The sequence below is a fragment of the Pedobacter sp. AC212 genome, from assembly GCF_979258625.1.
Genome location: NZ_OZ409870.1, coordinates 3,637,000 through 3,649,198 on the forward strand (window position 1 = coordinate 3,637,000; position 12,199 = coordinate 3,649,198).

The following is a 12,199-nucleotide window of genomic DNA, read 5'->3' on the forward strand; positions in this document are numbered from 1 at the left end:
CCTAAGCATTAATGAATTCTTGTATTGATAAATAAATCAGGTAAGGCAATTGGCTTGTCTGCTATCTTTTTTAACAGAACAATATTTTATTCATCTGTAGATTTAGATATTATCTAATGGTTAAAGGGATTTAGTGAATGCTCAATTAAAGTGCATTTTAAGTTTATTATACAAGCACTGTTGCTTGAATTTTATACTAACTGAAATTTCAACTAGGGATGTTTGATAGGAAGGGCAACTTTATAAATAAAAGTTGCCCTTTGACTGAATACCCCGGAATCTATGCCCCGATACGCTCACGAGCCTGTTTTGCGGCAGCAACCATGTTTGTAAGCGCCGCTTTTGTTTCGGGCCATTTGCGTGTCTTTAATCCGCAATCCGGGTTCACCCAGATATTTTGTACCGGAAGTAGGCCAGCAGCTTTCGCCAGAAGAGTAGTCATTTCCTCAGTGCTTGGTACTCTTGGTGAGTGGATATCATAGACACCTGGGCCAATCTCATTAGGATATTTAAAATTGGCAAATGCCTCTAGGAGTTCCATTTGTGACCTTGAGGTTTCAATGGTAATCACATCTGCATCCATAGCAGCGATTTGTTCAATGATGTTATTGAATTCACTATAACACATATGTGTGTGGATCTGGGTTTCATCTTGTACCCCACTTGCGCTGATCTTAAAAGCTGTAACTGCCCAATTTAGATAATTCAGATGTTTAGACTTTCTTAAAGGTAATCCCTCACGAATGGCTGCCTCATCGATCTGTATAATTCGGATCCCTGCCTTTTCCAGCGCTAAAACTTCATCACGAATGGCAAATGCAATCTGGTTAGTGGTAACATCACGCCCTTGATCATCGCGTACGAAAGACCACTGTAAGATCGTTACCGGACCAGTCAGCATCCCTTTCATTGGTTTGTTGGTTTGGGATGCAGCAAATGTACTCCATCGAACAGTCATATCAGCCGGACGGCTTACATCGCCATAAATAATCGGAGGTTTTACGCAACGGCTTCCATAACTTTGTACCCATCCCTTCTTCGTAAACAGAAAACCGTCCAACTGTTCTCCAAAATATTCTACCATATCATTGCGCTCAAATTCACCATGAACCAATACATCCAAGCCAATTTCCTCCTGCCATTGGATGGTTTCAATTGTTGCTTTCTCGATGGCTTCTTCATATTCCTGCAAACTCAAATCCCCTTTTTTTAATTTCGCACGCAGTTGACGGATATGATCTGTTTGTGGAAAGGAACCAATGGTCGTGGTTGGGAAAGGGGGAAGATTAAACTGGTCATGATGTAGCTTCTGTCTAACCGGATGAGCACTCTTTCTGCTGGAGTCCTTTACAGTAATAGATGCGAGACGATCTTTAACCTCTTTATTATGTACTTTCGCAGATGTTCGTCTACTTTGCAACGCGTTTTTATTTACTGAAAGCAATTCTTGATTTCCATCAGAAATCGCCTTAAGTGCGACAACTTCAGCAAGTTTCTGTTTCGCAAAGGCCATCCAGTTTTTGATTTCCGGATCAATGGTCGTTTCCTGATCTAAATCCATTGGACTGTGCAAGAGAGAACAGGATGGCGAAATCATCACCCTATTTTCACCGATTTTTTCAGTTGCTTTGTGTATCAGAGCCAATGATTTCTCATAGTCATTCTTCCATACATTCCTTCCATCAACGACACCCAAGGAAAGTTTCAAGGTTTCTGGTATAATCGACAATATTTCATCCAACTGTTCAGGAGCCCGCACCAGGTCGATATGCAGGGTATGTACAGGAAGATTTACTGCCAGCTCCGCATTGTCAAGCAGCGCATCAAAATAAGTAGCTGCTAAGATCTTGATGCCGCTAACCCGATTTGCAATGGCACGATAGGCATATTCGAAAGTTTCTTTTTCTTTTTTTGAGAGATCAAGCACCAAACAGGGCTCATCAAGCTGTACCCATTCGGCGCCCATCTGCTTTAATCTATTAATGATCTCGATATAAACCGGAACGAGCTTTTTGATCAGATCTATACCTTCAAAACCGGCCTGTTTTTCTTTGCCCAATATCAAGTAGCTGACAGGGCCAAGCAAAACTGGTTTCGCTTTTTTACCCAGAATCTTCTGTGCACTGCTGTATTCAGAAAATATATTTTCGCAAAAAATCCCAAAATTTTGGTCTGCAGTAAATTCCGGAACGATATAATGATAGTTGGTATCCAACCATTTGGTCATTTCCATGGCCGTAATATCAAGACCATCTTTTTGATAGCCTCTTGCCATCGCAAAATAAAGGTCCATTTCGCGGTTAGACTTGATTTGCGAAAGCACCGGAGAATATCTCTTCGGGATAACGCCAAGCATAAAGCTGGTGTCCAGTACCTGATCATAATAGCTAAAATCATTACAGGGGATCAGATCTATACCAGCAAGCTCCTGGCTTTGCCAGTTTTGTTCTTTGATGATCTGCCCGACTTTCTTCAGTTCACCGAGACCAATTTTTCCGGCCCAATACTGTTCATTTGCTTTTTTTAATTCTCTATTCCCACCGATCCGCGGGTAGCCCAGGTTATGCGTTTGCATTGTTCAATTTTTTTAGATGGTTAATACTCATTGTTGGCCTTTTTTTCCAATCACGAATGAGACACCCGATCTTGGCTTACAACTAAATTTATTCTTTTCAAAGGTATAATTGAAGACACAAAAACCAGCATATGTAAAATTTTAAGCAAATAATTCTGTTTAAATAATTAAAAAAGGTTTTTTTACTTTAATATAGTATTTTTGAATCGTGTAAAAGAAAAATATGCTATGCAGGACCTTGATGAGACTGATTTACTGTTGTTAAAATTATTGGGCAACAATTCAAGCCAAACCACAAAAGAGCTGGCCAGACAGGTCAACCTCTCTTCTTCTCCTGTATTCGAGCGGGTGAAGAGACTTGAACACAATGGATATATCAAGAAATATATCGCCATATTGAATGCCGAGAAATTCAATCAGGGATTTATCGTTTTTTGTAACATCAAGCTTAAGCAACATGATAGGACCATCGGGCACAAGTTTGTTGAGGACATTATGAATATTGATGAGGTTGTGGAATGCTATAACATTTCGGGAGACTATGATTTCATCTTAAAAGTATATGCGAAAGATATGAAGCATTATCAAGACTTTGTGTTCAACAAACTCGGATCTGTGGAAAGTATAGGCAGTGCACATAGCACCTTTGTTATGGCAGAAATCAAAAACGCCCACAACATTAGTTTGTAGGAAATAATATCCTTGAATAAATGCTTATCATATTTCGTCTAACTACACAGAGAAGTCAAAGTAAAATTACCTCCGACCATTTTCGCGCCATGCTTTTCATGCACTTACAGTAGTAGATACAAATCTGGACTAATAGATATCTTTGATCTGACACCTTTCCGGATACTCCACAACAATAACTTTGTCATCAAAAGATTTGCAGGTGATGAATATAATTGCCTAAAAACTTAAGGCTCAGAATATGTACCCGTCTCCTTTCTGATTAAGACTTGATTTATTCCATAGAGAATAGCAAAGTATACTTATTGGAAATCAGGACAACTGGCCACAGTTACAATATTGCTTATTTAATAACCAATTCTGTTATGTCAACATTAGCTAGTACCATTAAAATTCATCACTCAGCTCTCCCGACCATATACTTAATTATCCTGTTCATTCGGCCAAATGATCTGGATTAAACAACCAGTAGCATTTAATGCTGCATTTGAAAGCTGGTACAGCTAAGTATGTCAAATCACAAGATTAATTCAGTTAGCATAAATCAAAACAATGAAAACAGTAAACTATATCCTTTTCGCAGCATTACTAATTACTTCTAGCTGTAAGAAAAAAAACATGTACATCTTTACAGATATTGAATTTTCACTGAATAAGCCACAGGAGATCAATTCAGCTACATTCACGGTCACTAAAATAATTGACAACCGCTGCCCGATTAACACAGATTGCACTACTGCAGGAAAAGCTGAGGCGTATATCACTGTAGTATTAAATGGTGAGGTCAGAGATTTAGTGTTATGTATCGGGGGAGATTGCAAGAGCACTGGGCTTTCGGGCTTTCAAACCCTTACTATCTCTAGTGTCAATTATGCTATTAAATTAATGGAAGTTAATCCTTACAACAATCCGGGTACTGATACCGAATCCAAAACGGCGAAGTTACAGATCGCCAGACAATCTTAAGTACATTGATAAGCAAATATAAACGATCGATGTAACTGCATTGCCCCCTGATTAGGTTTTCTTGGGGGCTTTTTATTTTATCTTAATAGCGGTCAAAGGTTGATGTCAGCCGTCCTCAGAACCTATTTATTATGGAGTGTGACCAACATTGGAAATGGCATCTTAAACAGTTGTAACCATACTTTAAATAAATGAAGTTATTACCTTGAGCGATTATTCGTCAATATGGTCGTATTTGTCAAGTCGAGCGAAACCCGGATCGAAAAATATTCAGGCCGCTGTGAATTCAGGAAAACAAACACTTTAGGATCTTTATTTTAAAGTGATTTTGAATATTGCAGCGGCGTTGGGCCGAATCTCCTTGTGCCGGTAATCTTTGACATTGATGATTTGATGGGTGATCAGATTTTGCATCGAATCAATTGAATGCTCATCAATCCCCATTCTTAAAAAGTCCAGCGTCGAAGTTGAGATTTTATTTTCATAATTAAATATTGCAATGTATCTATATTTCCCCGAGGCTTTCACAAATAAATTCGAAGCACCACTGCCCATGACTCCCTCTACCGGCCCAAAAGGCTTTTCCGTCTTTAATCACTTGCAGCAAATCCGGATTTTGAAAAAGTATTTTCGCTGATGCTTTCCATTCTCCACTTCTGGAAAAGTCATCACCCGTTATAAATGTGCCAGTTACAATTGCTGAAAGCATGCGAGAAATATTTGCAGCCTCCGACTCCTCTCCCAGCACAACATGATCGGCATCGATGTAATTGTAAAGGTGAGTTTGCCACCACCCGTAGGTTAAACTGTTTAGCGTGTATTCTGTATCATTAATACTTTTAAAAGCATCACATGCTATTCTTCGTACCTGAAGGTATCTTCCGGAGGCCAGATTTGGGGAGATGGCTGCATAGACCAGCATTTTATTATCTAAACATTTAAGCAGATATTCCATTCCAACTTTATAGGCCTGCATTCCCGTAGAGATATTTGGATCGTAAAAGCGGCTAAATTCTACGGCAGCATGGCCTAGAAAATCAAGCTTGATCATTTCAAATCCACACTTTTTGAAGTTGGAAATCATATATTTTATTCTCATCTGTGTACCAGGATGTGTGGGATCTAAAGCCCTCGCTCCATCAAAATCATGGAACTCATCCTTTACTTTCGTCCACATCTCACCGTAGTTATAACTACTGCCTTTCGCTTTCCGACCTCCGCCAGATCTAAATCCCCAATCGGTAAACGGTGCCCAATATATTCCCGGCTTTAACCTATTCGCTTTACAATAATCAGCAAATTGCTTCAGTTGTGTATAACTATCCCCATCCATCATATTGTCCCAATAAGAATCCAGATCAATATAGCAGACGTCATCAACCCGGAAGTGCTTCATTTCCTTCGCAAAAAAATCTACCACGCTTTTTACTTTCTCAAGTGAAACTTCTTTTTGCATTGCACCCCAGCTATTCCATCCGACGGGTGTGGGTCCTTTCCAGTCTCCTACTAAAGGATTTGAATGAGCCCTTAGTGTTTTTGAATAGTCTTCCATGCCAATCCGCCAGTCGCTAAAATATCCAAATAGAATTTTTGACGACTTTATTTCGTTTGCATGGATATATCCATGCTCAAGTTTGTCTCGGCTGATGTCTGGATGTGTAAATCCGCACTGCACTACTAAATCCACCGCATATCGGCTTATCAACGTGGTTTTTATGCTAGTTTTCCATTGATCCTGATCCAGTGTGCCGATCACAAAGCCTTTCCGCTTTTCATTATCATAAATCGAGGTGACTTCTGCACTGGTGTTATCTTTTCCCGGCCGCAGTGAGTCTGCCCTGTAGCGGATGAAGGCGTCATTATCGAATGGTACAAACAATGCGTTGTAATTTGTGAAAGGTATACTTTCAACCAATTCTCCTTTTAACGGAAACAGCTGATTACTGCTTAACGCTGATCCCTTTACAGAAAGTTCAATTACAAAAAAATTGCGATTGGTAAAAGCAAGAAATGACTGGACAAGATTCAGACCTGATCGGAACTTTAGCGTAAAAGTGTATCGTTGACCTTTACCCATAGAATTCCTGAAACTATTTTTGCGAACTGATATGCCATGAGCATTTTGGGAACTTGTCAGCTGACTCTTCAACTTTGCTTCAGAATAAGCATTTTTCAAAACAATTTTTCCATCGACATAAATATCAAAAGTTCCCTTTTCAGGGTGGTAATCAATGAGCGACTTATCGCCATACTGCATTTTCTGTCCATATCCTGATACACTGCATAAAATAAGGGATGGAAATATGAATGTTCGAAAAATATTAGCCCAAATAGCGTGCACAAACCATTTCATTTAACCCCTTTCCGCCAATTCACTAAAATGCAGATAAGCAAAACTTTACAACAGTTTTATTTCCGGTGAGACGGGGTCAATGTACTCAGGTTTTTCCAATCTGAGGCGCAATAATATCTCCCTAAGCTAATCTAGGTTACTCGCTGCAACTGTCCTTGGAGAAAATAAACACCTTAGGCTTGATCTAACAACTGTCGTGAAAGTCAAGTTTGTCTACCGCAGATATATGATGATTATGCGCGGAGCGCGCCCGGAACTATCAAAGCATTAGGGTAACATTAAGTTACCCTAAATACTCCGATCAACCTAAATAAACTTCTCGGGTTCTTTCGAAATTGCGGCAAAGATCGAGTGCAGTCTGCGCCCTTTGTAGGCCTGTTCCATAGAGGATGCTTTTAAGCTTGAGTTCTCCATTCTTAAAATTCCGTACATTCTGAAAATAACCTGTTACTGCATTGTAAGCACCAAATAAGGTACCTTTGGTCGTTGGCTCCTGTTGCGAGGGTGCAGTTTGGGCATATTCAAAAACATCCTGTACAATATTCATGTAATGTCTTGAAAGCTGGTGAAACTTTTCATCTTTCAAACTTATAAGGGTTTCTTTTCCGGGTGCCATAGCAATTTGTATCAGTTTGAATATTTGCTGATCATTGATCCGTACTTTTGCCCAGTGGTTATAAAGTTGTTCCATTTCATCGGCTAACCGATTGGTTAAACCCATCAGCTGGTGTGCCTGTTTGAGCCGATCTTTAGCGCTCGCGGTGTGACGGATTTTGATACTGTTCTGCAGGCTGTTCAGGGCGGCATTCAGCGTATTCTGGCACACTATTCTCACGGGAGTGAATGCAGCTGTTATACTTCCATAACCATCATGGGAAGTTGTTAAAAAAATGTACTGCTCAATAAGATCATCCCTTCCTATCTTGATATACTCAGGCAATTTGGCTGTAATAAAAATACGTTCACCGTTCCCCAATGCGCCAGCTGTTTCGTATTTGATACTGTTGTCATTACCTACGATACTATCAAAAAAGGAAAAGGCATCCTTATTTTGAACGATTTCGTAATCCCTGCCTACTACACCAAGCACCTGTTCTGTATCGCTTCGTATTGTCGCAAAATAGTTAGGCACCTGAATGGTGGGTTCGATGTCATTAGCTATCGCATCATAAAGATCGGCGTTGGCATTATCGAGACTAAAAAGGGGCCTTTTTTCCACTTGGTAGTCAAGGCCAGCATATTTGATTGCCTGTGCGCTAGTAGGGTATTCTGTGACGATTGTTCCCAGGTTATGCCATGCCTTTTCTTTAACCGAGAAAAAACTGTGTTTTTTGCTAACTGGATTATAATTGATGTTATGCGCCATGATTTCTGTTTTTTAGGTTTCGGGTTTGAGTGGTTAATATTTCGGAATGAATAACCTTGACTTTGGGGGTATTGGTGATAAAGAAACGGGATGTCTTTTCCATTTCCTGCAAAGTTTCATTAATATGGCCGTGTTCGGTTTTCACCTCGATACGGACAATAAAAAAGATCTCTTCTGTTTTCATCTTAATTGAATTTAGTAGTGTAAAAAATTGTATTTATAAGTAGAGAGCATTGATCAAAGCACTTTATACAATATTTAGCAATAAAGGCTGCCAAGGTTTAAATTTGATTCTAGGCCAGTAGATTTAGCCCTGCCCGAACGAACAGGACTAAAAATGGTCTTTATTTTGGAATGATGATTTCTGCCTCTATTTCAGCTAGTTTATTGGTACACAGATCACGCACAAACAGCGCAACTGCTTTGATAATCACAGGATTTTTGGTAGAGAATTTATTTCGTTTATCGTCTGTTATCTCAATTTCGCAACCCTGGTAATAATTGGAGGTGATATCTTCTGCTTCTTGTTTTTGTTCAATCTCGAACTTATCCAAATTATCAATGGTATGAACCAGCCTGCCTCTCTGCACCATCCTTCTATGGAGTTCTTCCACGAGTTTTATAGTTCCCTCCAAACTCAAGGCTGGTTTTTCTTCGGTGACGGTATGAGCGGTTTTTGACTCGTCATTTTTCATTGTCTTTGCTTGGTCTATGGTTTTAATGTTTGCTTTTTCATCATTACTCAAGAGTGACTGATTTTCAATGTTTCGATTTGACTTTCCTGCAAGTGGCTGATAGATTGGGTTCTTTACATTTTTAAGGTCAATAAATTCAGCAGTTCCTCTGGCGGTATTGTTTACTTGATCTTTCATGATTGTTTTTTTAAATAATTTTAAATACTGATGTTTTACGCTCTCCCCAAACTGGGGGGCAATGTTTCCGTTTCGCTCCGCATTGCGGAGCTTAGGGACGGGTGGCTTTTTCGGTTTTAAGTTGTTCATGTCTTTTAATTATTGTGCTCAACGCCAGTCGGCAGGATCCTCCTGGCTTTTTGTTAAGCCACCCTCACCTGATTACAATCCATCAGCAAGGCAAGACTTTGCGAAAAATAAATACGCTTTGGAGCGTAGCGAGAAAGGAAGATTTTTTTTCAGCAAACCGGAGGCCCTGGTCTTGCCGGCAGAGGGATTGTTCAGAAATTTGCTACTCAAAATGCCTACAGGTAAACGATTTGGGATAGAAAAAAAGGAAATGGAAATAAAAAATGAAGAAAAAAACAATCAACAAAAAAATGGCATCCATTGCCGCAAAGCGATGGATGCCATATAAATATCAGTACTTACATCAGGTTTTCATCTTTGAAGCTGAAGTATGAGTCCGTGCAGAGAATGATGTGATCCAAGACCTGAATATCGAGGAGTTTTCCGGCCTCAACAAGCCGTTTGGTAAGATTAATATCCGCCGGACTAGGCGAAACCTCCCCTGAGGGGTGATTATGACTGAGCAAGATAGCGCTCGCGCAGGCCTTAAGGGCTATAGCGAAAATTATCTTGGCATCAGCTATTGTTCCAGACAGGCCACCCTGAGAAAGATTAACAATTCCCATCACGCGGTTTCTGCGATTGAGCAAAAGTACCTTAAATTCCTCAAGCAGTTCAATTCTGTCTTTACTCCAGTTTTCCAGCATGATTTGGTAGGCACTGCCAGCGCAGTCTATCTGTGGTCTGTTGGCTGCCTTGAAGGCTGGCTTGTAGCTGATTTCGATTTCGGCAAGTTGATAAGCTGTCTTTTCCATAATATTTTGATTTAATTATGGAGCCCGATGGGTCTGTGGGCCGCCAAAGCGAAAGAAGCAACGGAATAAATGGCCAGGAATGCAAAGGCCTCAGGTGGGTTTATGCCGGAATTTCTTGTGCGTGCCGGCCTACAGACCTAAATTTGATCCAAAAGTTAAATAAAAATTTGGGATGTAAAATGTTAGTCTAGGTTTTCAATGCTTTTGATCAGGGAGGTTTTCCACTGTAAGTAACCCAGCCTTCCGCACAGCTCATTGACAAAATATTCAATATCTGCAGGCACATCATTCACCACACGGAAGCGAACTTTATATTTGCGATTATAGCTAAGGCAAACGATGATATCATCTGTGGAAAATCACTTTCCCTGAAGAGATTTGAGGTGAACCTGTTTCAGATCCTTCGCGGCACGTTACAGGCGATCGTTCATTACCCTGGCCAGGTTCTTCTGAGGAACAAAATCAGTCTCGAAAATGGCTAAAACTGTGACGGTCATAGAGCAAAATAATTTTTTGAAATGAACATTTACAAATAAATAAAACTAATCTACTGAGGTTCAAGAGAATTATTTTTATAACGGTTCCCTGATCGTGGAGATGTTGGTGTAATATGCCCCGATAGCAAACGGACCGAAAACATGCTTTAACAGGGATCCTGGTGTGTAAAAGCATTATGAATGTGTTTCTCGATCTTTTGTAAATTGCCATGGGATCATTGGCAAATCCCCCGCGCAAGAGGATTATATGGTGTATTTTACTTCAATTTAAAAAAAAATCCTATATTAGCTTTTGAGAGCGTTAATTTAGATGAACGGGAACAGAATTTAGGTTTTGTTCCCGTTTTTTATTTGTACCGACAGCATTGTATAGTTTGGCAGGATTTAATTATTATATCCAGGTCTTTTGAGCCGAAATCTGTATTACGAAAACATTAAGTTTTTACTTATCGCTATTTTTTCCCTCATACGTCAGCTCTGATTTCCTGAACTAAAGGCGTAAGGTCCTACAATTTTACTCACTGAAATATGGCCACAATATTACCCTTTTAAGCAAATATTGTCCCACTATCTCCTATTAGAGGTTTAAATCGTTCTCCTAAATCCACTGCTTTTTTGTAAGCGAATGAACCAGGTTGGTTAAGTTAACTTCTCTCAAGTGAGAAAACAACCCCATAAATAAATTGTCGAAGGGCGTCTAACATATCCTAAAAGCAGTTTGGATTGGCTTTATTGAGGAATTTTAAGTTTTATCTAAAACCTTATCATGTTGGTCCACTTACTTGGTAATATATAAGGGAATTGGCATTTGCCCAAACCACAACCTAATTCAGACTATTTGAAATTTCCTTCAATTGAAACTAGCATCAAATAAAATTTACGACAAGACGTTACACATTTAAATAATGTTTTACTGATGTTTATCAGTTGCGTTTTCAATCTTTCTCTTTGTCTATGCAATCAAGGATTACTTTCGTTAGATTGGTTATCGGAATGTTGCTCTAATCAAAATCAGAAAATTGGCTTGGTGTTATTAATGTATAGAAACTTTTAGTGCAATTGCTATTTGAAGTGATACTTTAAACCGATCTCAAACTCTCCATTAGTATAATTTTGCAAATCAGATGTGTTGCTGGTGTAAAATAACAAAACTGAAAATTGATTTTGATAAGTTGTTCCAGCGCCAACAGTTACACTATTAGTGGTGTGGTAAATGGAACTCAAGAGCAACTTATCTCCCCAAAACTGGGTATTCAAACCCAGGTCTACGATATCCCGGTAATTATCAATTCCCCTATAGGTTAACTTAGGTTCAAGTACATTAAGCACACCATTTGGATTTAAAAATTTGTAGGAAATTGCCCCAAAATAACTGGAACGGTCTACTACAGTCCTAACCAGGTCACGGTTAAAAAAGCGTTTCATATTGGGAAGTGCACCCTGAATGGTCAAACGATTAGTCCTAAAAGCGATTCCAAAATCTCCGTCGAAATAAAGTTTACGCTGATTAAAATTATTCAGGCTCATGTCGCTTTGATCACCTCTAACCTTGCTGAAATCAATCCACTCGTTCATCACGCCGGCAGACAAGCCGAAATCGATATAACTGCCGCCATTGTTTAACGGCAAATGATAAGCAAAACTACCTTTGATGTTTGTACGTTGAATCACCCCCGATGTTTCATTGTAAAATGAAAGCCCGGCACCGATTTTACTGTTTTCAGAACCATAAGTAGCCGTTACAGCCTGCATGGATGGAGCCCCATCTAAAGATGTCCACTGCGCTTTGTAAGCGGCATTAGCTTCCCATCCCTGTGCTATCCCAGCCATTGCCGGATTGTTTAAATATTGATTTTGATAATACATGGAGCCCATAGGATTTAGCTGGCTGTAAGCTGTGAGACTCACCAGCCAAAGTAATGGGAATAATAATTTTTTCATGTTTGATATTTTTATT

The 12,199-nt window shown here is 39.5% G+C and carries 10 protein-coding genes; 3 read left to right on the forward strand and 7 right to left on the reverse strand.

The window, feature by feature from the left end; all coding sequences use genetic code 11:
* Positions 1-280 precede the first annotated feature (280 nt).
* The gene (gene metE, locus ACZZZC_RS15480; protein ID WP_463487601.1) at positions 281-2,575 is read right to left on the reverse strand and encodes a 5-methyltetrahydropteroyltriglutamate--homocysteine S-methyltransferase; all 2,295 of its coding nucleotides are present in this window, start codon (positions 2,573-2,575) and stop codon (positions 281-283) included.
* A gap of 201 nt (positions 2,576-2,776) precedes the next feature.
* Here metE and ACZZZC_RS15485 point away from each other — a divergent pair, with 201 nt between their 5' ends.
* The gene (locus ACZZZC_RS15485; RefSeq protein WP_463487602.1) at positions 2,777-3,265 is read left to right on the forward strand and encodes an Lrp/AsnC family transcriptional regulator; all 489 of its coding nucleotides are present in this window, start codon (positions 2,777-2,779) and stop codon (positions 3,263-3,265) included.
* A gap of 552 nt (positions 3,266-3,817) precedes the next feature.
* The gene (locus tag ACZZZC_RS15490) at positions 3,818-4,231 is read left to right on the forward strand and encodes a hypothetical protein (protein ID WP_463487603.1); all 414 of its coding nucleotides are present in this window, start codon (positions 3,818-3,820) and stop codon (positions 4,229-4,231) included.
* Positions 4,232-4,736: 505 nt separating this feature from the next.
* Here ACZZZC_RS15490 and ACZZZC_RS15495 read toward each other — a convergent pair.
* From ACZZZC_RS15495 to ACZZZC_RS15510, 4 genes are all read right to left on the reverse strand, one after another.
* Positions 4,737-6,488: an alpha-amylase family protein gene (locus ACZZZC_RS15495; protein WP_463487604.1), complete on the reverse strand. Its 1,752-nt coding sequence runs from the start codon at positions 6,486-6,488 to the stop codon at positions 4,737-4,739.
* 397 nt (positions 6,489-6,885) lie between these two features.
* Complete coding sequence (locus tag ACZZZC_RS15500; RefSeq protein WP_463487605.1) at positions 6,886-7,950, reverse strand: DUF932 domain-containing protein; 1,065 nt, start codon at positions 7,948-7,950, stop codon at positions 6,886-6,888.
* The gene (locus tag ACZZZC_RS15505) at positions 7,940-8,134 is read right to left on the reverse strand and encodes a hypothetical protein (RefSeq protein WP_463482935.1); all 195 of its coding nucleotides are present in this window, start codon (positions 8,132-8,134) and stop codon (positions 7,940-7,942) included. Before ACZZZC_RS15505 ends, ACZZZC_RS15500 begins: the two co-directional genes overlap by 11 nt.
* A gap of 160 nt (positions 8,135-8,294) precedes the next feature.
* A complete protein-coding gene (locus ACZZZC_RS15510; RefSeq protein ID WP_463487606.1) occupies positions 8,295-8,822 on the reverse strand; it encodes a hypothetical protein in 528 nt (175 codons plus the stop codon).
* 127 nt (positions 8,823-8,949) lie between these two features.
* Here ACZZZC_RS15510 and ACZZZC_RS15515 point away from each other — a divergent pair, with 127 nt between their 5' ends.
* Positions 8,950-9,279, forward strand: coding sequence for a hypothetical protein (locus ACZZZC_RS15515; protein WP_463487607.1), 330 nt, complete (start codon positions 8,950-8,952; stop codon positions 9,277-9,279).
* 10 nt (positions 9,280-9,289) lie between these two features.
* On the opposite strand, the gene ACZZZC_RS15520 is transcribed toward ACZZZC_RS15515, so the two are convergent.
* Both ACZZZC_RS15520 and ACZZZC_RS15525 read right to left on the reverse strand, forming a co-directional pair.
* Positions 9,290-9,745 (reverse strand): JAB domain-containing protein, encoded by a 456-nt coding sequence (locus tag ACZZZC_RS15520; RefSeq protein WP_463487608.1) that lies wholly within the window; start codon positions 9,743-9,745, stop codon positions 9,290-9,292.
* Positions 9,746-11,304: 1,559 nt separating this feature from the next.
* Positions 11,305-12,183 (reverse strand): PorP/SprF family type IX secretion system membrane protein, encoded by an 879-nt coding sequence (locus ACZZZC_RS15525; protein WP_463487609.1) that lies wholly within the window; start codon positions 12,181-12,183, stop codon positions 11,305-11,307.
* Positions 12,184-12,199 lie beyond the last annotated feature (16 nt).